This window comes from Microcoleus sp. LAD1_D5 (genome assembly GCF_036702115.1).
Taxonomy (GTDB): Bacteria; Cyanobacteriota; Cyanobacteriia; order Cyanobacteriales; family Microcoleaceae; genus Microcoleus.
This window is the reverse complement of record NZ_JAUBSA010000056.1, coordinates 21,831-44,089: the sequence shown is the minus strand read 5'-3', so window position 1 is coordinate 44,089 and position 22,259 is coordinate 21,831. Positions and strand designations below refer to the sequence as shown.

General features: G+C 46.4%; 15 protein-coding genes and 1 pseudogene. 9 read left to right on the top strand and 7 right to left on the bottom strand.

Annotated elements, in window-relative coordinates:
* Positions 1–131: 131 nt before the first annotated feature.
* Entirely contained in the window at positions 132–2,168 is a 2,037-nt protein-coding gene (locus QUA70_RS20770) for a CHAT domain-containing tetratricopeptide repeat protein (protein WP_333410657.1), read from the top strand.
* Positions 2,169–2,216: 48 nt separating this feature from the next.
* Here the strand turns inward: QUA70_RS20770 and QUA70_RS20765 are convergent, their stop codons facing one another.
* Both QUA70_RS20765 and QUA70_RS20760 read right to left on the bottom strand, forming a co-directional pair.
* Positions 2,217–4,175 (bottom strand): cation:proton antiporter domain-containing protein, encoded by a 1,959-nt coding sequence (locus tag QUA70_RS20765; protein ID WP_333323815.1) that lies wholly within the window; start codon positions 4,173–4,175, stop codon positions 2,217–2,219.
* Between the two features lie 498 nt (positions 4,176–4,673).
* Complete coding sequence (locus tag QUA70_RS20760; protein ID WP_333349556.1) at positions 4,674–5,924, bottom strand: GH25 family lysozyme; 1,251 nt, start codon at positions 5,922–5,924, stop codon at positions 4,674–4,676.
* A 112-nt stretch (positions 5,925–6,036) separates the two neighbouring features.
* On the opposite strand from QUA70_RS20760, the gene QUA70_RS20755 reads away from it, so the two are divergent.
* Both QUA70_RS20755 and QUA70_RS20750 read left to right on the top strand, forming a co-directional pair.
* Positions 6,037–6,531 (top strand): DUF427 domain-containing protein, encoded by a 495-nt coding sequence (locus tag QUA70_RS20755; RefSeq protein ID WP_333349554.1) that lies wholly within the window; start codon positions 6,037–6,039, stop codon positions 6,529–6,531.
* A 391-nt stretch (positions 6,532–6,922) separates the two neighbouring features.
* Entirely contained in the window at positions 6,923–8,032 is a 1,110-nt protein-coding gene (locus QUA70_RS20750; RefSeq protein WP_333323820.1) for a GGDEF domain-containing protein, read from the top strand.
* Between the two features lie 248 nt (positions 8,033–8,280).
* Here QUA70_RS20750 and QUA70_RS20745 read toward each other — a convergent pair whose 3' ends face one another.
* Positions 8,281–9,288, bottom strand: coding sequence for a methyltransferase domain-containing protein (locus QUA70_RS20745; protein ID WP_333323822.1), 1,008 nt, complete (start codon positions 9,286–9,288; stop codon positions 8,281–8,283).
* Between the two features lie 584 nt (positions 9,289–9,872).
* On the opposite strand from QUA70_RS20745, the gene trxB reads away from it, so the two are divergent.
* The 5 genes and pseudogenes from trxB to QUA70_RS20720 all read left to right on the top strand — a co-directional run bounded on the left by trxB (position 9,873) and on the right by QUA70_RS20720 (position 14,399).
* Positions 9,873–11,243, top strand: a complete 1,371-nt coding sequence (gene trxB, locus QUA70_RS20740) for a thioredoxin-disulfide reductase (RefSeq protein WP_333323823.1) — start codon at positions 9,873–9,875, stop codon at positions 11,241–11,243.
* 266 nt (positions 11,244–11,509) lie between these two features.
* Positions 11,510–12,394, top strand: a complete 885-nt coding sequence (locus tag QUA70_RS20735) for an ABC transporter permease (RefSeq protein ID WP_333323824.1) — start codon at positions 11,510–11,512, stop codon at positions 12,392–12,394.
* Positions 12,395–12,541: 147 nt separating this feature from the next.
* A pseudogene (locus QUA70_RS20730) lies at positions 12,542–13,496 on the top strand (AAA family ATPase); the annotation flags it as partial.
* A 27-nt stretch (positions 13,497–13,523) separates the two neighbouring features.
* Positions 13,524–13,748 (top strand): hypothetical protein, encoded by a 225-nt coding sequence (locus tag QUA70_RS20725; protein WP_445251660.1) that lies wholly within the window; start codon positions 13,524–13,526, stop codon positions 13,746–13,748.
* 45 nt (positions 13,749–13,793) lie between these two features.
* Positions 13,794–14,399 carry a DUF4276 family protein gene (locus tag QUA70_RS20720; protein ID WP_333323828.1) on the top strand — a complete coding sequence of 202 codons (606 nt, stop codon included), beginning with the start codon at positions 13,794–13,796 and terminating at the stop codon, positions 14,397–14,399.
* A 1,118-nt stretch (positions 14,400–15,517) separates the two neighbouring features.
* Here the strand turns inward: QUA70_RS20720 and QUA70_RS20715 are convergent.
* The gene (locus tag QUA70_RS20715) at positions 15,518–15,766 is read right to left on the bottom strand and encodes a hypothetical protein (RefSeq protein WP_333323830.1); all 249 of its coding nucleotides are present in this window, start codon (positions 15,764–15,766) and stop codon (positions 15,518–15,520) included.
* 292 nt (positions 15,767–16,058) lie between these two features.
* Between QUA70_RS20715 and rpoD the strand changes: the two genes are divergently transcribed.
* Entirely contained in the window at positions 16,059–17,225 is a 1,167-nt protein-coding gene (rpoD, locus tag QUA70_RS20710) for an RNA polymerase sigma factor RpoD (RefSeq protein ID WP_242723539.1), read from the top strand.
* Between the two features lie 215 nt (positions 17,226–17,440).
* Here the strand turns inward: rpoD and QUA70_RS20705 are convergent, their stop codons facing one another.
* The 3 genes from QUA70_RS20705 to gyrA all read right to left on the bottom strand — a co-directional run bounded on the left by QUA70_RS20705 (position 17,441) and on the right by gyrA (position 21,919).
* Positions 17,441–17,593, bottom strand: coding sequence for a high light inducible protein (locus QUA70_RS20705; RefSeq protein ID WP_015179166.1), 153 nt, complete (start codon positions 17,591–17,593; stop codon positions 17,441–17,443).
* A 122-nt stretch (positions 17,594–17,715) separates the two neighbouring features.
* Complete coding sequence (locus tag QUA70_RS20700) at positions 17,716–19,170, bottom strand: ATP-binding cassette domain-containing protein (protein WP_333323832.1); 1,455 nt, start codon at positions 19,168–19,170, stop codon at positions 17,716–17,718.
* A gap of 196 nt (positions 19,171–19,366) precedes the next feature.
* Positions 19,367–21,919: a DNA topoisomerase (ATP-hydrolyzing) subunit A gene (gyrA, locus tag QUA70_RS20695; RefSeq protein WP_333323834.1), complete on the bottom strand. Its 2,553-nt coding sequence runs from the start codon at positions 21,917–21,919 to the stop codon at positions 19,367–19,369.
* Positions 21,920–22,259: the final 340 nt, after the last annotated feature.

Here is a 22,259-nt window from a genome sequence, read left to right as displayed (position 1 = left end):
GATTTTAAACCATCCTAATCTTTCTTCAGTCTTGTCTTATGGTACTTTGGCTGCTTAAAAACTGTCCGGAGTATTGAACGATCGCACAGGAAATAAAAGACCGCCAAGTAGAAGGTGTAGCACTCGGCAATTTGGGAATAGCTTACCTCAATTTGGGTAACTATGCCAAAGCCATTGATTATGGGCAGCAGAGTTTAGCGATCGCACAGGAAATAAAAGACCGCAAAGTAGAAGGTGTGGCACTGGGCAATTTGGGAATCGCTTACAGCTATCTGGGCAACTCGGCCAAAGCGATTGAGTATACACAGCAATATTTAGCGATCGCAGGCGAAATTAAAGACCGCCTTGGGGAAGGTAATGCACTCGGCAATTTGGGAGTTGCTTACCTCAATTTGGGCAACTATGCCAAAGCCATTGAATATGGGCAGCAACAGTTAGCCATCGCCCGCGAAATTAAAAACCGCCAAGTAGAATCTGTAGCACTGGGCAATTTGGGAGTCGCTTACAGCTATCAGGGCAACTATGGCAAAGCCATTGAATATGGGCAGCAACAGTTAGCCATCGCCCGCGAAATTAAAAACCGCCAAGTAGAATCTGTAGCACTGGGCAATTTGGGAGCTGCTTACCACTCTTTGAGCGACTATGCCAAAGCGATCGAGTATTCACAGCAATATTTAGCGATCGCACAGGAAATTAAAGACCGGCTTGGGGAGGGTGGGGCGCTCAACAACCTCGGAGTGGCGTTCTTGAAAGCTGGCAACCCAACAGAATCTGAAAAAATGCTCGTGAATGCGATTCAAGTTTGGGAATCGATGCGTCAAATGCTCGGCCCCAACGATGCGAATAAAGTCTCCATCTTTGAAGGACAAGATCGCACCTATCGGACTTTACAACAAGTCCGGGTGGCCCAGAATAACCCAAATGAAGCGTTAGAAATTGCTGAGCGTGGACGTGCCCGTGCCTTTGTCGATCTACTCACACAGCGCTTATCGTCAGGTGATGCCAATCCGGTCATCGCCACTGCTCCCAACCAAGACGAGATTCGACAAATCGCCAAAGCGCAGAACGCTACCTTGGTGCAGTATTCCATCATCTACGACTACTTCCAGATTCAGGGCAAACAAGTAGGACATGAATCCGCACTCTACATCTGGGTGATTCAACCGACGGGCGAGATCGCGTTCCGCCAAGTTGACCTCAAACCCCTCTGGCAGCAGCACAAAGCCTCTCTAGCCGATCTAATTATTGGCAATCAAGAATTCCTCGCCGTCCGCAGTCGGAGCAGTCTGGGCTCCACCCAACCCCAACCCAACTTACCGACGCTGCATCAACTGCTGATCGATCCTATTGCCAGCCTGCTACCCAAAGATCCCGATGCCCGCATCATTTTCATTCCCCAAGACTCCCTGTTCCAGGTGCCTTTTCCCGCCCTGCAAGATGAAGGCGGCACTTACTTAATCGAAAAACACACCATTCTCACCGCCCCTTCGATTCAAGTATTGGATTTAACCCGACAACAACGACAGAAGCTAGCACAGAAGCAATCCCACAGCGGCAGCGCTCTAGTATTGGGCAATCCCACCATGCCTAGTGTGTCTTCCTATCCTGGAGCACCCAAACAACAATTGTCTCCTCTACCTGGGGCCGAAGCCGAAGCCAGAGCGATCGCCCCTCTGCTCAACACCCAAGCCATTACGGGCGCTCAAGGTACAAAAGCTGCGATCGTCCAAAAAATGCCCCAAGCATCGATTATTCACCTGGCAACGCATGGATTGCTCGATGATGTGCGCGGATTGGGAAGTGCGATCGCTATGGCTCCTTCTGGTAGCGATGACGGCTTATTGACCGCAGAAGAGATTTTTGACATGAAACTGCAAGCAAATTTAGTTGTTTTGAGTGCCTGCAACACTGGAGAAGGCAGAATTACCGGGGATGGGGTGATTGGTTTGTCGCGCGCTTTGATTTCGGCAGGAGTGCCGAGTGTGATTGTTTCTTTATGGGCGGTTCCAGATGCGCCGACATCGGAATTGATGCAGTCGTTTTATCAAAACTTGCAAAATAATCCTGACAAAGCGCAGGCATTGCGGCAAGCAATGTTAGCCACGATGAAAACTCATCCTGGGCCACGAGATTGGGCGGCATTTACTTTAATTGGGGAGGCAGAGTAAGGACGATCGCGACAAGCAGATTACAGAGTACGATCGGGGATACTGCTCCTATCGCGAAACTGGCGGCTGCAAAATTTCATCCTCTGGAACTATTTTTGCTGACTCCAAAACCTCCTCTAAAATCGGAGAAGGAATCGGCACTTTCTCAACTACCTGATGCTTTTCCAAAGTCAAGCGAGACTGCGACGAACCAGACAATCTTTTCAATAATTGCGGTTTGCGATCGCACAGCAAATAAATTATTCGATCGCCTGCTTGCCAAATCTGGGTCGCCGACACTACTTGCAAGTATCCTTGCCTTTCCAGCAGCAACGGCGCCAACTCCCCGGCTTTAACCAAAGCTTGTAAGTGAGCAATTTGAAACTGCAATCCCTCTGTTTTTAACTCTGTTTCTCCCAATTTCACTTCGCCGTCGCTCAAATATTCGTTCCAATCCTTCAGCGACAAATCGGAGACAAAGGCTTGATTGATTTTAGTCGGATTTGCAGGCGTATTTGCTTGCGGATCTTTGGGGAATATTGCCAAAACCCTCGGCGGTGCAAACTCTTCGGCCGCTCGCTGAGCTAACACTAAGTTTACCTCGCCGTTGTTAGTCATTGCCAAAAAAGTTCCCATCGATTCCATTCCGGCTTCTTCTAAAACGCTGTGGTCGAGAGCACTGCTCAAAAATACCCGCAAACCTTCTCGTTCTGCTTGTTCGCAAGCTTCGGGGTTTGTGTCGATAATTGCCACTGATTCTCCGCGTTCTTGAAACAAGCGAGCAATTAATCTGCTCAAAGGATTTGACCCCACAATGACAGCACCGGTGGCCGATTTTGAGGTGATGCCCAAAAGTTGAGCCATCTGTCCAGCCGTTAGTCCCTGGACGAAAACTGTCATAATAATTGTTAGGAAAACTAAGGCTTTAATCGAGTCGCCGCCGTTGATTCCCCGCTGGGTGAGCAAAATTGCAAATAAAGATGCGATCGACGCTGAGACAATTCCCCTCGGCGCTACCCAACAAACAAATAATTTCTGTCGCCAATTTAGTCCGCTGTTCCAAGTACACAACCAAACATTGATCGGCCGCACTACCCACATTAAAGCTAAAACTGTAAACAAACTTCCCCAACCGAGGGCGACCACACTAGCGAGGGATAAATCGGCCGCCAGCAGCACGAACAGCATGGAAATAGCCAGGACTGTGAGTTGACCTTTAAACCTCCTCAGCAGCCTTTCTTCCGGGACAGCAGCGGCTCTGAGGACGATGCCGGATACCACAGTTGCCATCAGTCCCGATTCACTGCGGATTTCTTCTGCTAAGCCGAAAAACCCCCACAAACCTGCTAACACTACTAAGTTTTTGAGGTCTTCTGAGAGAAATTGCGATCGCTTGAGAATGAATCCCAGCAGCCAACCTCCCGCAACCCCGATGACTGCGCCAACTAATAGTCGCACGATTAAATCTCGGAACAAAACCAGCAAATCAGCATTGCCATTCAAAATAATATTCAGCACCAATACTGCCAGAATTGCCCCGACAGGATCGATTAAAACGCCTTCTGCTTCGAGCAACGAGGCGACTTGTTTGTCAACAGATACTTGTTTGAGTAAAGGGCCGATTACTGTCGGGCCTGTGACGACTACTAGAGAAGCATACAAAAATGCGATCGGCCAGGGAAATTCCCCCAACCAGTGTGCGGCCATTCCGCCGCCTATTAGCGTAATTAAAGTGCCTACGGTAACTAAATTGCGGATGCTGCCGGAAAGTTTGCCCAAATCTCGCAATTCCAAATTCAAGCCGCCTTCAAACAGAATTAAAGCTACGCAAAGGGATACCATAACTTCCAAACCGCTTCCCAGCAGATTCGGGTGCAGCACTCCCAAGCAGTCTGGGCCTGCTAAAATGCCAAACAACAGCAAAAAGACGATCGCCGGAACTTTCAGATAAGCGGCCAGAACTTGAGCGCTGATGCCACAGATGACGGTCATGACCATCAACAGGGTGATGTTAAAGGAGATTTCCATAGATATAATTGTTACAGGCTGCCCGCTTAGTTTTAAATGTTCGATCGCGGGTAACGGGAGTGCAGGCGTTATTTTCCGCGCAGCTTACAAACTCGGCACGGCCCTGGATTTTTCCCAATAAGATTAAAAAACCTTGATAGTCGCTATAACTTTATCAGATAATTCTCTTGGCGTCAAAGATGGCAGTAAGTTGTAGCTAAGCGAGAGAGTTTCTGTAATATTCGAGAGTCTGATGGGGATGCGGGCACAGAGGGAGAGGATTTGACGAATTTTGATGCGGAGTCAATCTCAAATCTTAAATACCAAGATTTGCCAGCTTTCCCATTATATAAGCCTTTCAACCCCAGATTCATCTGTGGAGTCAATCTCCAATCAAAAAGCTCACATCTCAAATCAAATCGATCACCCCCAGACTCATCTTTAGAGTAGATTTCCCATCTAAAATCTAAAATCGCAAGATTCATCTGTAGAGTCAATCTAACATCTAACATCTAACATCTATAATCGATTCGCATTCTGCCACTTGCGAAAAAACTCTGATAGAATTGCAGGCGAAATTCGCCCTTGCAGCCAATCTAAAGCCTGGTTTTGTTGGGGGGCGGCCCGATAAAATTTGCACGCATCTATCAACCGAATCGGAGAAGTAGTGACTGTAGATTGAGAGCGCCACTTTTGTGCAAACTCGGTAAGAATAGCCGGAGAAATTTGTTTTTGCAACCAATCTAAAGCTTGGTCTTGTTGTGCTAAACCGCGATAAAATTTGCCAACATCTATCAATCGCAAATTAGTGTCTGGAGGTACGGCAGTGGCCCGCCATTTTTGAGCAAATTCCCCTAAAATAGAGGTAGAAACTTGACTTTGCAGCCAAATTAAGGCAGTATCTTGGCTAGCGCTAGCTTGATAAGACGAGAATACCTGAGTCAGCCGCACGCCTGATATGGGAGTGGGAGTGGGCGCTGGAGGGGGGACAACTACTTTGGGAGATTTTCGCATCAAAGCCGCCCAGGTTTTGAGGCTTGCAATGCCGTCGGGATTGAGACCTTGAGATTTCTGAAACGAGATGAGCGCGGCTGTGGTGGTGGCTCCAAATTTACCGTCCATCGCGCCTTGATAAAAACCTTTAATTCTTAATTCCTTCTGGATGTCTGCAACTTTATAACTTACGGCGCCTTCTCGGACGCTTTCAAAAATATTGGTGTCTACATTGCCCGATACGCCTGACACGGTGCCTGTGTCGCTGTATTGCCAAAAAGTCCAAGTTTTCCAGCCACCGGGAACCCAAGGTTCCTCAGCAGTGGTATAGTGAGCAATCCACAGTGGGTAATCGGCAAACCGTGTGGTTCCCAAGTTGTCCCAGAAACCGGGGTAAGTGTAGATAATTGGCCGCATCAACGTGGCTTTTTCGACTGCTTCTAACCAAATTGCGGCTCGATCGCACAATTCACCCGCACTCAAACCGCCTGTAGTTTCCAAATCCAAGACTGCCGGCAAATCTCCCGCTTCGAGTTTGACAGTTTTCAGGAACAAATCTATTTGTCCTTGAACGCTGCTTGTCGGTCGAAAAAAGTGGTAAGCACCGCGTTGAATCCCCGCCGCTTTCATGGCCGCCCAATTGCGGGCGAAAGTTTGGGCAACGAACGTTGCACCCTCGGTCGATTTGACAAAACTGAAGGTAATACCATCCCGGGCAACTGCTTGCCAATTGACATTGGGCTGGTAGTCGGAAACGTCTATACCGCGAATACTCATATTACGAAGAGTTGGGAAAAGCTGGTTTGATCTGAAGCAGCGACTCGATTAAGGGTACATTAAATTGTAATGCTAAGTCGCTAATTGTTTTTTTTCAGGGAAGATTGTGCAAATGAATTCCGATCGAATACAGCCTGGCCCCGGTCAAGAGTCTGTTTGGGATTACCCGCGTCCCCCTCGCCTTGAGGAATTGACCAAACACGTACAGATAATTTTTAATGGAGTGACACTTGCCGACACGCGCCGTCCTCAGCGGGTATTGGAGACCAGTCACCCTCCTGTCTACTATATCTGCCCCGATGACATCAAAATGGAATATTTGCACAAAACTTTACAGGGTTCTTGGTGCGAGTGGAAGGGACAGGCTGGTTATTACACTGTGACGGTAGAGTCGAAAGAAGTAGTAAATGCTGCTTGGTTTTATCCCAATCCTAATCAAGTTTTTGCAGCTATTAAAGATTATGTGGCTTTTTATCCGAGCAAGATGGATGCCTGTTATGTGGACGGGGAATTAGTGCAATCTCAACCAGGGGATTTTTACGGCGGCTGGATTACCAAAGATATTGTCGGCCCGTTTAAGGGAGGGTCAGGAACGTGGGGGTGGTGAGGGAAGATTGAGTTTTAAGTTGTGAGTTGAGAACAGGGGCAGAAACCACCTTTTTTTTACGCAAAACCTCGTTACAGCCTCGACCCAGGTTTAACAACCAGGTTTTTTGAGTTTGTGTGCACTGTCAATGAGTTGAGGAATGGCGCCAAAATCGTTGTTTTACGCCCTAAAAAGCCCATCGTAAAAAATCGAGAATAATTCAATAAATCTGTAATTTAGTGAGGAGGAATCAATGCAATGCAGCTACGGCAAAAACTAACGGTGCAGCTTCTTCCCTTATGAAAAAATAGTGTCGTAAATAATACAAGCAATGGTAACAAATAAATAATTATATAATTTAATAGCTGACACTAGCTTTGTTGCTGGTTTATTGTTTATTCGGATCTGCGCTGTGTCTGTTGAATTTATTGAGCCGTCTAACTCGGCAGAAAACTCACCCCAAAATTTATCTTTAGAGTCTACTCTTAAGGATCTGGCTCTATTCAATTTTCAGGTGGAGTCCTCATATCTCGCCAAAGAAGTAGCTCGGTTGTTTCAATCTCACCCGCTGCTTCCGGGAGTTATCTTGACCGTAAATGGGAAATTTTTAGGGATGATATCGCGTCGGCGATTTATGGAACGCATGAGCCGCCCTTACGGAGTAGATATATTTGCTTGCCGACCGATTATAGCCTTGTATCAAATAGCTCAAACCGATATTTTGATTTTACCAGGAGTAGCCTTAATTGTCATGGCAGCTCAGCGCTCCGTGCAGCGACCGCCGGAACTGCTTTACGAGCCGATTGTTGTGCAGTTAGAACCTCAAGTTTACCGACTTTTAGACGTGCATCAACTCTGGGTAGCTTTATCCCAAATTCACCAAGAAGCTACTTGGTCTATGAGTGAACTTTATTACAATTTATCGCTCACGCAATCCGAGCTAGAAGCAGCTAATTCTCAATTAAAAGCAGCTAATTCCGAATTGTACCGCCTTGCCCACTTAGATGGCTTAACTCAGATTGCAAACCGCCACTGTTTTAACGAATACTTAGATAAAAAATGGCAAGAATTGGGAGAAGCAGCAGCCGAACTATCTTTGATTTTATGCGATGTTGACTTTTTTAAGACATACAACGATACTTACGGACATCAGGCGGGAGATGCTTGCTTGCAGCAGGTAGCCCAAGCTATTTTGGCAGCGGTAAATTACTCAGCAGGCGCAGTTTCGGGGGAGACTCTGGTAGCTCGTTACGGAGGTGAAGAATTTGCGGTAATTTTACCCCGCACTTCGTCGGAAATAGCTGTTTGGATTGCAGAGCAAATTCGAGTTTGGGTAAAAGAACTAGAAATCGAACACCTTAATTCAGCGGTGTGTTCTTTCGTGACGCTGAGTTTGGGGGTAGCGAGCACGTTTCCTCAGCCCGAAACTTCTCAGGAAAATCTGCTTGCAGCGGCAGACCGCGCGCTTTATCAAGCTAAAGACCGAGGTCGCGATCGAACAATCCTCGATACTAAGCTTTAGCTAAGCGAGAGGGGGAGAGGATTCTCGCTTGTTTTGATAGGGAATTAAAATATACAATTCAAATGCAGTAAAGCTTATAAAGTTAGATTAATAGTCCTGGACGCACAGAGTGTCAGAAACTGAGTTTCTTGCCGCCGAAAGAGCCTAAAAGCGTAGGTTTTTGCTCTATTAACCCGGTTGCTTTGGTGGCGAGTGCATCCCGGACAGACTAAGTAGGAAAAATTGCGTTCGATCGCCCCATCCAAACTCTACCTCCAAACACGTTCTGCCGTCCAGTGCCTGTCTGAAGATTCATAAATCCTCAATCCTTCCAATCCGACAGTTTCCACCATCATCTCAACTTCATCCAGCGTAAAAGCCGCTTGCAGCGAATCGCTGAACAATTGTTTCTGATGCGAGTTGCAATCTCCCGCATACATCTCCACTAAATGACTCCTCATTTCCTCATCCATAGGCCGGAGTAAATCGCGCAGAAATATTGCTGCGTTCGGTTTTAAGACTCGCTTGACTTCGCGCAAAAACGGCAGCGGATCGGGCAAATGGTGGATAATGCTGTTGGAAATCACCATGTCAAAATAACTGTCTGGATACGGCATGGCTTTAGCATCGATTAATTCGAGACTAATTTGCGATCGCACGCCCGCCTTTTCCACATTTTGGGCCCCCACTTTCAGCATATTTGCCGACAAATCAATGCAAGTCAATTTCCATGCTGGCCGGAGTTGAGAAATTGCGATCGGAATTCTCGCCGTACCCGTGCCCGCATCCAAAACGTTTCCAAAAACCGGCCCCAACGCCGCAGCACTGTGAGCAAAAGCAGCATTAACCTCAGCAAAATCCATCGAATCGTATTCGATCGCCTCTTCCAAGGAATCCATCACTTCCGGTTCCAAAACTCGCTGCATAAAATTTATCTCGTTATCTGGCATTTCCATATAGGGGCTGAGTTTTGCCTGCAAAAGCTCGACTAACTCCGGTTCCATATATTCGTAATTGTCCGGGATTTGCAGGCAAATAACTTTCTTGCCCTCGATACTTTCGGGAAATTTGCTGCGAAGTCGATCGCCATGCTTCTTCTCCATCACAAATATCCAATCTGCCCAGCCCAGCAAACCCTCAGTTACTCTGATTCTTGCACCTTTTTCCGTTCCCGCCGATCGCACGCTGTAGCCGCTAACTTTCTCGCATATCTTCTCGGCAGTCAAACTTCTCCACTTATTCTGACTGCACACAAACAATATCTTGGTTTTATCCATCAGACACAAGTACAAAATTCTATGTTAATTGTGGCACGGGCGTCCCGCCTGTGCTTCCGAAGCGGTTAAAAATTTCCTTCTAATTTTCCCCCAATCGCACCTTACATACCACAAACACTGTATTTTGTCAAATTTGGCAAAATCTCCGTTACAATTCTTAAACCATAAAATGCTGATTTTGCATAAATAATTGTACTTATTACATTTGAAGAGTTTGCTAATTTTATGAATTAAGTAGGTTTCAGCGTCAAAAAGTGAAATTAGTCATAATGCCCCTGGATTGTGAAAATCGTACCACAAGCCTCAAAGCAAGTAAATAGGTAAAATAATTGAGAATGAAGTCAATAATTTCGGTCGTCTTTAGATTTTTTTAATAATTGAGGGGTTAAAATAGATCGAACATTTAAAACTAAATCGACTTTTAGATTGTTTTTGCTTATTAAAGTAGCTGGAATTGGCCCGAAGACCGATCGACCCTCAACAATAGATACAGATGCTCGATCGCACAATGGCATCAAACCAAACTCGATCGCACTCTGCTAAAATTAATAAAACGAAGTCGTTATGAGTTTAAGTAAATACCTATGACCAACGAAACCGTAGAAAACCTAGTAATTATCGGCTCAGGCCCAGCAGGCTACACAGCAGCCATCTACGCAGGTCGAGCAAACCTGAAACCCGTAGTGTTTGAAGGCTACCAAGCGGGAGGCGTCCCCGGCGGTCAACTGATGACCACCACAGAAGTCGAAAACTTCCCCGGCTTTCCCGAAGGCATCACCGGGCCGCAGCTTATGGATCGGATGAAAGCTCAAGCAGTGCGCTGGGGTGCCGAATTATACACAGAAGATGTAATTTCGGTGGATTTGACCAAGCGGCCGTTTACAGTGCGCTCGGAAGACAGAGAAATCAAAACCCACACGATAGTAATCGCTACAGGCGCGACGGCGAAAAGGCTGGGATTGCCTAGCGAACACGTATTTTGGAGTCACGGCATTTCTGCCTGTGCCATTTGCGACGGCGCTACCCCAATTTTTAAAGGAGTAGATTTAGCTGTAATCGGCGCAGGCGACACCGCAGCGGAAGAATCTATTTATTTGACAAAATACGGCTCTCACGTACATATGCTGGTGCGGCGCGATCAAATGCGCGCCAGCAAAGCCATGCAAGACCGAGTGCTGAGCAATCCCAAAATTACCGTGCACTGGAACACCGAAGCACTGGATATTTTGGGCGAAGGGGGCGCCAAAATGGACGGGGTGAGAATTAGAAATATCGAGACAGGCGCTGAGAGCGATTTGCTGGTGAAAGGATTGTTTTACGCGATCGGTCACACTCCCAACACTCAACTGTTCCAAGGTCAGCTAGAACTCGACGAAATAGGTTATATCACCACCAAACACGGTTCGGTAGAAACCAGCGTCGAGGGAGTTTACGCCGTCGGCGACGTGCAAGACCACGAGTTTCGCCAAGCAATCACCGCCGCCGGTAGCGGCTGCATGGGGGCGATGCTGGCAGAACGTTGGCTGTCAGTCAACGGTTTAATGCAGGAATTCCATCAAACTGAGGAATCCGAGCAACCCACAGCAGCGCCGGAAGCTCAAAAAGTACGCAAAACCAGCGCGAACTTTGATATCACAGACACGCGCCACGAAGGAGGTTATGCTTTGCGGAAGTTGTTCCACGATAGCGATCGACTGATTGTGGTCAAATATGCCTCTCCGAGTTGCGGCCCTTGCCACAGCCTCAAGCCGATTTTGAGCAAAGTAGTAGATGAGTTCGAGGGCAAAATCCATTATGTGGAAATTGACATCGAAGAAGATCCAGAAATTGCTGAAAATGCTGGCGTGATGGGTACGCCGACGATTCAGTATTTCAAAGACAAAGCTTTGGTGACTGAGCTCAAGGGAGTTAAACCGAAAAGCCAGTACCGCGAGTTAATTGCCAGTAATTTGTAGGAATTAGATCGATTTTAGATTTGAGATTCCCCAAAAGAGAGTCAACCTAAACTCAACTTGCGTCCAGCCTGCCAAAAACCAGGTTTCTCCCCTCCGCGCCAGTCCGTGCAGGGGAGAAACCGGTTTTTTTTTTAGCCAAACACTCGCGAAAAAACCCGGTTTCTCGCGAGTGTTTGGCGAATGAGAAAGAGGATTTTTGACTGTTCTGGGTTTTTTCGTCTGAGTGCTACTAAAATCTAAAAGTCTTATATAGGTCGATCGTCATTATGGCTCAAAGCCGCCTCCGACTGCCGCGATTTCTCAAGAGTGCCTCACCGTCAAGCCTGTCAATGAAAATGATGTGGGCAGGTTTGACAATAACTGCCGTCTTTGTATTGGTAGCCACTTTGTCTCCAGCTATGCAAGCTTGGGGATGGCTGCAAAATCCTACCGAGGCTTTGAGTAACCCCATCCACGAACCGCCGTCGGCGAATTATTGGTTTGGTACTAGCCGCAGTGGCTACGATGTTTTTTCTCGGACGCTTTTTGCTTCTCGCGCTGCTTGGCAAGTGGTGCTTTTAGCCACAGCTTTGAGTTTATTTATCGGTGTGCCGCTGGGACTCGTTAGTGGTTATTTGGGCGGTAAGCTCGATCGAGTGTTGTTATTTTTAATGGATACAATTTATACTTTGCCGGGGCTGCTGCTTTCTTTGACGCTAGCGTTTGTAGTGGGAAAAGGAGTTTTGAATGCTGCGATCGCCCTGAGCATTTCCTACATCCCTCAATACTACCGCGTCGTCAGGAATCACACCGTCAGCGTCAAAACCGAATTATTTGTCGAAGCCGCGCGAGCAATGGGTGCTGACACTTGGACAGTGCTTTCGCGCTACCTGTTTCTGAATGTGATTCAGAGCGTACCTGTGCTGTTTGCGCTCAACGCTGCCGATGCAATTTTAACATTAGGAGGTTTGGGATTTCTCGGATTAGGACTTCCCGAAGCAACTCCCGAATGGGGACACGACTTGCGTTTAGCTTTAGATGCGCTACCTACTGGCATTTGGTGGACAGCTTTGTTTCCCGGTTTGGCAATGACTTTAATGGTAGTGGGACTATCTTTGGTGGGGGAAGGATTAAACGAGTTTGTTAACCCTCGCCTGCGGAATCAGCAGTAATTTTTCTGTAGCACAATCTCAAAAAACCAAACACCCCGATTCCGGACTTCTTTGAGAAGTCGGGAATCTAACGAAAAAGCGTTTTAGGTTTAATGAAAACGACCTACTTATCCAAGAAACACCAAGTATAGTTAAGGAGGTGAAATTATGAAAAATGTTCCACGCATAGAATATCTCAAAGTCCAAAATTACCGAGCTTTACATAATCTAGAACTTAAAAAAATTACTCCATTAACCGTCTTCTTAGGACCAAATGGCAGCGGAAAATCAACTATTTTTGATGTTTTCGCTTTCCTGTCCGAATGTTTCACCGAAAGCCTCAGAAAAGCATGGGATAGACGAGGCAGATTTCGAGAATTACGCACCAGAGATAGTACAGGCTGTATCATCATTGAATTAAAATATCGAGAGACATCAAAATCACCGTTAATCACCTATCATCTCGCCATAGATGAAGAAAATAATCGTCCTTTTATCGCTGAAGAATGGTTACAGTGGAGACGAGCAGGTCAAGGTAAACCTTTTCGCTTTTTAGATTTCAAAAAAGGCGAAGGACAAGTCATTAGTGGCGCAACTCCTGATGAAGAAGATGAAAGGATCACCGAACAACTAGCATCATCTGAATTATTAGCAGTAAATACATTAGGACAATTTGCCAAACATCCCCGCGTCAGTGCTTTAAGACGTTTTATTACAGGTTGGTATTTATCCTATTTAACCGCAGATAATACCCGCAGCCTTCCCGAAGCAGGTGCACAGGAAAGATTGTCCCCCACTGGTGACAATTTACCTAATGTTATCCAATACCTAAAAGAACAACATCCCCAACGGTTAGAAGAAATACTAAAAACCCTTTCTGCTCGTATTCCACGCCTCGAAAAAGTCGAAGCCTCAATCATGCAGGATGGCAGACTTTTGTTGGAAATTAAAGATGCTCCTTTTTCTCATCCAATTCTGGCAAAATTTGCCTCGGATGGTACGTTAAAACTATTAGCTTATCTAACAGTCTTATACGATCCTAGTCCCCCCCCAATTAGTAGGAATAGAAGAACCAGAAAATCATCTACATCCGCGCTTGTTGCCCCATATAGCAGAAGAATGTCGTGCTGCTTCTGCTAATACTCAATTAATGGTGACAACCCATTCTCCTTTTTTTGTGGATAGTTTGAAGCCAGAGGAATTATGGGTATTATATCGAGATGAAAAAGGTTTTACTCAAGCAAAAAGAACCGCAGATATGCAGAGAGTCAAACAATTTATGGAACACGGTGCATTACTGGGTTCGCTATGGATGGAAGATTTCTTTGATGTGGGAAATCCGCTTAAAAATGCGGGTGTACCGCACATATTTTAAACTTAAAATAAAGAGAAGGTGAGCACTTTGCATCTTGTTTTTTTTGTGGAAGAACCATCCCTAGAATTAGCTTTGACCCAGATTTTGCCGAAAATATTGCCATCAAATGTTACCTTTAACATTCATGGTTATGAAGGAAAACCAGATTTTTTAAAGAAAGTGCCTAATCCTTTGAAAGGTTATCAACCATCGCTTCATCCAGATTGGAAGATTGTTCTTTTAATAGATGAAGATCGAGAAGATTGTCTTAACTTAAAAAAGCAACTAGAAGAGATGGCAATATCAGCCGGATTAATTACTAAATCTTCCTGCCAAAAAAATAAATCATTTCAAGTCTTAAATCGAATTGTAGTTGAAGAATTAGAAGCGTGGTTTTTCGGCGATGTTGAAGCAATTTGCCAAGCTTATCCTAAAGTCTCTCCCCATTTAGCTAAACAAAAAGGGTATCGCGACCCCGATGCTATTAAAGGGGGTACATGGGAGGCTTTGGAAAGAGTCCTGAAAAAAGCTGGATATCATCCGGGAGGACTAGAAAAATATAAAGCCTCTAGCGAAATTTCTCAATATATGAATCCTGAATTAAATCGCTCTAAAAGCTTTCAAGTCTTTTATCAAGGTTTATTAGAAATCATCCATAGTAAGCAGGTATAATCATCTTTATAGACAATTTTCGCTCTTGTCATTGCTGAGCTAGGAGCGTGATGAATGATTTAGAGAGCAAACCTAGATCCGCGCTTTCGGAGGACACGCCGTAAATAAATGTAACAAAAGTTTTAGCGCTCGCACCAGCGTCGTACCCCTCCACATCTTTAAGCGCATCCTGCAGCTTATGCCTTCTCCAACAATAGCAAGCACATCGCTAACTGGGTAAATTTTCCTTCCCTTGCAGAGTTATCTTCTGCAGGCAGTTGCATCAACGTCCGCTGGAGATTTTTTTGCGTCTGCTTGAAATTATCAAGATAATTCGGGAATGCTATCTAAATTTAATTAAAGGGGTTTATGGAATCTTAACACTGTCACGATATATTTAAAGGAATCGTGAAGTTATACTTCCGGGAGATGTCGAATTGTATGGTTTGTGAGAGTGTGCGATCGCGTAAGTGCGAACCGAAAGCCAAAAAATTTTAGAGAAGTCCGCAGCCGAGAGTTGCGCGGCGGGTTAACTCTCAGTAGAATTTATCCTAGTGGTTTTTGCCACTGACGCGACAAACTCGTGTCGAACTGCTTAAATAAGAATGTGACGTTAAGAACTTAATGTGATTTAACGTCAAAATTAAACCCAATTTCTGAGATTTGAGCTAACTTAACAATGAAAGCCCCTGTTGCACTACTCAACCCGCAACGCTTCATGGGGGGTCAGAGTCGGTCTCTAATCCAGAGTGGCCGGCTTAAAACTAAAGCTACGAGCTTTATTCAATCGCAGATTGCGTATGATTCAATTCAGGGAAACAGGGTAATGATGGGTGTATCTACACGGATTGTATTGGTTCCAATTTGGGCAACTCAAAAATTGTCTGCTAACTGTCTGGCCAACTACGCCGCAGCCGTTCACCCAGATATACGCAGAAAACAGCGCCGTTTGATCGTGCCAAAGTTTTTGCGTGCCGTTCTCAGGATTTAGCAGAGCCGGACATGAGTTAGTATTGTCAAGCTAAGCTGACAGAGTTTTCCTAGTTCTTGACAAACAATGGAAAACAACTTCCATTTTTTGTGAGAAAGGCTACAATCGGGAAGGTCTTTGCAAGATCCGATTCTCCCCGTTTGGTGCTTTAACCCTCTGCTGTTGCATTTGAGGCAGCAGACCGATATCCAAGGTGGCTAAAATTTGCTGTGCAACTCCCATGTCTGACAACCAGAGTGAAAGCAAGGCGAATCAAAAGTTCGACACCTCGAATACAAAAGTTAGAGGGTGCCGTGCCGGAAAACTTGTACGGGTAAAAACTCGAAGTACCGGGTGAAAAAGCCAGTATTTTTGGAAGTGCGATCGATCGCACTTCATGGTTTGCTTCTGGGGGCAAGGTATTGCAGATGATGTGGTAACTCGCTCCGAAAGAAAAAGCCGCTAGCTCAATTTAAGGTCGCGATGTTAAAATCTGCGATCAATTGAATGCGCTGCCTGCTTCAAACCCGAACTCGAACTTTGACTCATAAAAATGGTGCAATTTCGGTAACAGATTCAGCTAGCAGACCGAAAATCCCACTATTTTTTCCTGCGGGAATGTCAATACTGGCTAACTTGTCTAAACTACAAACAGACGACACTATTCCACTGTTATTTATTCTTTAATTCAGGAGCATGAGGAAGACGGCATGATCCAGGCTAACACCGTACTCGAAACCACAATTACATCGGAAATGGAAACAATCGAGTTGCTTCGGAGCGCCGAAAGCGTTCTACCTGAGAGCGAGTTAGAACTTTTTATCGACGAAGAAGACGATCGAGAAGAATTCTTAGACTCTCAATCTGAGGAAGATCCTAAATCTGGCAAAGGCGCCAAAGCCCGCCGTCGGGCACAGGCAAAGAAAAAGCATTATACTGAAGACTCTATTCGTCTTTACCTGCAAGAAATTGGTCGGATTCGACTGCTGCGAGCTGACGAAGAGATTGAACTAGCGCGCAAGATTGCAGATTTGCTGGAATTAGAGCGAGTTCGAGAACAACTGCTCGAAGAGTATAACCGCGAACCCAAAGACAGCGAATGGGCGAATGCTGTAGATATGGCACTTCCTGCATTCCGTCACCGACTCCACGTCGGCCGTCGGGCAAAGGAAAAAATGGTGCAATCTAACCTGCGTTTGGTGGTGTCGATCGCCAAAAAATACATGAATCGCGGTTTGTCTTTCCAAGATTTGATTCAGGAAGGCTCTTTAGGTCTGATCCGGGCCGCTGAAAAATTCGATCACGAAAAAGGCTACAAGTTTTCTACCTACGCAACTTGGTGGATACGTCAAGCCATTACCCGGGCAATTGCCGATCAATCGCGCACTATCCGCCTGCCGGTTCACCTTTACGAAACCATTTCGCGGATCAAGAAAACTACCAAACTTCTGTCTCAGGAAATGGGTCGCAAGCCTACGGAAGAAGAAATTGCTACCCGCATGGAGATGACGATCGAGAAGTTGCGGTTCATTGCTAAGTCCGCACAGTTGCCCATCTCTCTAGAAACTCCGATCGGCAAAGAGGAAGACTCACGTCTAGGAGATTTTATTGAATCAGACGGGGAAACACCAGAAGATCAAGTCTCGAAAAACTTGCTCAGGGAAGACTTGGAAAGCGTTTTGGATACTCTCAGCCCCCGAGAACGGGATGTACTGCGACTGCGTTACGGCTTAGATGACGGACGGATGAAGACCTTGGAGGAAATTGGTCAAATCTTTAACGTCACTCGCGAGCGGATTCGCCAAATCGAGGCTAAAGCCCTGCGAAAGTTGCGCCATCCCAACCGCAACAGCATCTTAAAAGAATATATCCGCTAGAGTAATTTGCTAGCATCACCCAAAAGAGTGATCCGCACTCTTTTTTTTGGGGGGGGATACCCCCCGCCCCGGTTTTAGATATAGCTGTTAATTTTTGGGCAGCTAACTGCCCGGAGCAAGTGGCTATTTGCCGCCCACATCCCGCTGCCAAAATTTAGGGAGTCCGTGACGGAACTCCCAAGCTTTGCAGTGTCACAAAAGTCTTAACTAGAAAATTACATCACGCCCCAAAAGTGAAGCAGGCCTTGACCGGAAACCAATTCGATGATGACAGCGGCAGAGAAACCAATCATTGCCAAACGACCGTTCCAATTTTCGGCTCCTTCGCTGAAGCCCCAATTCCAAGCGTTGCGTTTTTGTTCTTGCATAGTGCGAACTCCTTTCGTTAACTTTTGTAAGGCTTATGTAAATAAATATAACATTTTTTGACAAAAATGCAACTTTGTGAATATGGAGATAGGTCACAACGGTCGATCGACCTTGATAATGCCTAACGAGGAAAAATAGCCAACTCGGTATCGGGGTCGAACAAGTGAATCTTGTCATGGGCGATGGCCAACCAAAGCTCCTCGCCAACTCGGATCGATCGCTCAGGAGGAACCCGCACTTGCATCCGCACCGCCGGAGCATCCGTCAAACAAACCCCCAAATAAGTTTCGTGTCCCAAAGCCTCTACAATTTCCACTTGTACCGAAAGATTTTTCGTAGCCGGAGGGTTAATGCTCAGATGTTCCGGCCGAATGCCCAAAATTAGCCCTCGCCCGTCATATTGTTGTAGACTTTTTGCCCAAATATCGGGTAAAGTAAAGCGAAATTGCGGGTGAGAAATCAACAACGGGGCACTAAATTCCACAGACAAAAAATTCATCGGCGGAGAACCAATAAACTCAGCAACAAACAGATTAGTCGGCTTGTTATAAAGCTCTAGAGGTCGAGCTACTTGCTGAAGCTGGCCTCTATTCATAATAGCAATCCGATCGCCCATAGTCATCGCCTCAGTTTGGTCGTGAGTTACATAAATAGTTGTAGTTCCCAACTGTCGCTGCAACTGCACAATTTGCGATCTAGTTTCCGCCCTCAATTTTGCATCAAGATTCGATAACGGTTCGTCCATCAAAAAAACTTCAGGATTTCGAGCCATCGCCCTACCCAAAGCTACCCGCTGCTTTTGCCCTCCCGAAAGTTGTTTCGGCAAGCGATTTAAAAGAGATTCTATTTGCAATAATTCAGCTACCTCTCGCACTCGTTTTCCTACAGCCTTTTCCCGTTCCGACAAATAGCGCAAACCCGGAGGCAACTTGCGAGTGGCTCCTCCTAAAAAGTCCTCAAACAAAGGATAAATTAGATGATTTTTAAAAGAATTGGAAGCTAAATAATTAATAACCTCTTCTACTTTTTTGCTGATTCCTTCTGCATTCTGGTTTCTGCCTTCTCCTCCTCCTTCTGCCTTCGGCATTAGCTCTTCTTCCATCTTTCGTATTCCGTCTTCCGTCTTCCGTCTTTCCTCTTCCTTCTTCCTTCTTCCTTCTTCTTTCTTCCTTCCTTCTTCTTTCTCCCTTTCCGAGCGGCGCAATCCAAAGGCGAGATTATCGTAAACTGTTAAGTGAGGATAGAGAGCATAATTTTGAAATACCATAGCGATATCTCGGTCTTTAGGAGGCAAATCGTTAAGGAGCCGATCGCCAACCCAAATATTGCCGGCCGTCAAAACTTCCAAGCCGGCGATCGAGCGCAGCAAAGTGCTTTTTCCGCAGCCAGAAGGCCCCACCAGCACCATGAATTCCCCGTCTTCGACCGTCAGGTTAATGCGCCGCAAAACGCTGTTAGACGAAGAGCGATCGGCTAGAGGCGAGACAGTTTCTGCGACGGTGTTTGCTTCTTTTTCCTGTTCTCCTTGGCGGAGCGGAAAACTTTTGTAGATATTTTCTAATACAACTTGCGCCATTAAACAATTTTAGGTTTTAGATGGGGTATGGGGTATGGGGCATGGGGCATTGGTAATTGGGGTATTCAAGGAAGGAGAAAGTTCGGCAACGAGCAGTATACGGGATTTAAATGATTTAACGGATGGATGTTGAATTCAGAAGTCAGAGGTCAGAAATCAGATTAATTCCCAATGCCCAATGCCCAATGCCCAATGACTATTGACTGCTGATAACTTTGATAATTTTTTCACCTGGATTCAGGTCAAAAACTCGATCGCCCGCAGCATCTTTACCCCAAAAAGCTATAGCATCCATAGTCGATCGCAGCACGCGGCCAGAATTAGTAAAAAGTTTGACATCCGTACCCGGAACAGCCTGCAGCAAGCCAACTAAAGCATCTTTAGGCTCTGAGAAACGAAAAGCTTGAGTGCCAATTTCGCCCCGGTTAGTAAGTCTGACAGAACCTGCAGGCATTCGTTTTGCCCAACCCAACTCGGAAAATAGCACCAGACTGTCGTCCGGGTAGAGAGTGATGCAACCCACCAACTGTTCCTGCTTCCGCAACCTGGTTACTTGAGATCCCTGGGCCGCGCGGCCCATTGGCGGCAGTTGTTCGTCATCAATCTCAAACCGGAGGACTCGGCCTCCTGAAGTTGCGATCGCCACTTGCTCCCCGACTTTAGCCAGACTCGCACAGCGCAGCCGATCGTCCTCCTTGAGTTTAACAACAGTAACGCCGCGATTAGTCAAATCAGCAAATTCCTGCATCGCCAAGCGCTTAATTTTGCCTTGCTGAGTCAGAGTTACTAAATCCGCCGCCTCCGAATTTTCCGGCAAAATAAAGTGTGCAACTGTGATTTCCGACAAAGCGCGATCGGCACTGTCTTTAGTAGCACTCGGCGACAACAAACTGACGATCGGCGTTCCCCGGTCTTTGGCGCTACTACTAGGAATATCGGCCACTTTCAGCGGGTAAGCTTTGCCGTTAGGAGTTAAGACGACCAAAGTGCGATCGGTTTTCGTCAGATTTGCCGTCACAATAAAATCTTCATTTTTTTCTAAAGCTGAAACCGATTTTTCGCGACTTTTCGAGCGTGGCTTTTCCCCAGTCGGCAAGCGTCGCACGTACTGCTTGTGGGAAAATTCAACTATAGTTTCCTCTGGCTCTAGAACGGGCAATAAGTTCGGCTGAATCGTTGCCGGCGACAACTGCTTCACCCCAGAATTTTTCTTACCAGAAAATTGTGATTCGGCGTTTGCTGCGCGTGCAGTTCCATTGGCGAATTTAGTGCGGCGGGGGTCAGCGTACTTGCGTTTGAGCGATCGCAATTCCTTCTTTAAAGCCTTCAAAAGTTCGCGTCTGTCGCTCAACAACCGCTGCAATTCTTGAATATTAGCCATCAACTCATCAAACTCAGACTGCAAATTTTGCCTTTCCAAACCAGTCAGCCTACGCATAGGCATCGCCAAAATCGCATCAGCTTGACTTTCGCTCAAATTGAGGCGAACTTGGAAAGTTTGCTTAGCAGTAGAGCCGTCAGGAGAATTTCTGAGAATGTCGATCGCTGTATCGAGATTTGTCAAAGCCAACATTAAGCCTTGGACAATATGACAGCGGCGTTCTGCAGCTTGCAACTCGTAATTGTAGCGGCGGGTAAGAGTCACTTCCCGGAAATCCAGAAATTCCTGCAACAATTGTCTCAGCGTCAACTGTCGCGGTTGACCGTTGACAATTGCCAGCAAAATCGCCCCAAAATTTGTTTGTAGGTCAGTTTGTTGATAAAGACGAGCCAGAACCGCTTCTGGGGTAAATTCCCGCTTGAGTTCAATCACCACTCGAATGCCTTCGCGATCGCTCTCGTCACGCAAATCAGAAATACCGTCGAGGCGACCAGCATTGACCAACTCCGCCACCTTTTCAATCCAAGCCGCCTTATTTACCTGAAACGGAAACTCCGTCACCACGATCGCCGTTTTAGTACGCACTTTGCGATTACCAGGCACTTCTTCCACCCCAGCCACACCCCTGACCGCAATGCTGCCTCGACCCTTAGTGTAGGCGTCAACAATGCCCTCTGTAGCGACGATTTCCCCTCCTGTTGGAAAATCCGGGCCCGGAATCAGTTCTATCAACTTCTCGTCCGATAGTTCCGGGTTTTCAATCAAAGCAATTAAACCGTCTACCACCTCCCCCAAATTGTGCGGGGGGATATTAGTTGCCATCCCCACAGCAATGCCCGTACAGCCGTTGAGTAACAAAAACGGCAACTGAGCAGGCAGCGCAGTCGGTTCCTGCTGCGAACTGTCAAAGTTAGCAGTAAAATCAACAGTTGCATCGCCGACTTGGGTTAGCATAGCTTCGTGGGCGATCGGTGCTAGCCTAGTTTCCGTATAGCGCATAGCAGCCGCCGGATCATTGTCCACCGAACCGAAATTGCCGTGACCCGCCAGTAAAGGATAGCGGCTCGAAAACTCCTGAACCATGCGTACCAGAGCGTCGTAAACCGATTGGTCGCCGTGCGGGTGATATTTTCCCAAAACATCTCCAACTACCCGCGCGCACTTACGGTAAGGTCGGTCTGGCGTCAGACCGAGTTCGTGCATCGCATATAAAATTCGACGGTGAACAGGTTTTAAACCGTCGCGGACATCAGGCAAAGCTCGCCCGACGATCACACTCATGGCATATTCGAGGTACGATTGCTGCATCTCGGCGTGCAGAGGCGTAGAAATTACTTGCCCGGAAAGTAGGTTGAGTTGTTTAGCCATGAGTCCTTGTGTCCGTTAATTCCTGAGTGAAAACAGCCTCTGTCAATAATGCCGAGGTTGCCTGTCTCGATTGAAAAGCGTTTGCCGCAGGCGAACCGAAAGTTCGACCCAACCGCCCTGTTGAAGAATAAAAATAAACTTAACTTGTGAAAGCAGAATCAGAGTTCCGAAGACGGGCAACACTTGCCTCTTACTCTCCACTCTTACCCTAACCTCTATGTTGCCTTCATTTGCGCCTACCTGTCTATTTACCTTCTGCCGTGAGAAGGTTGATTCACAGGAGAACACGGAATGCCAGAAACTCAGAACGTAGTGAGGCTGTAGCTCTTCCTAGGAAAGC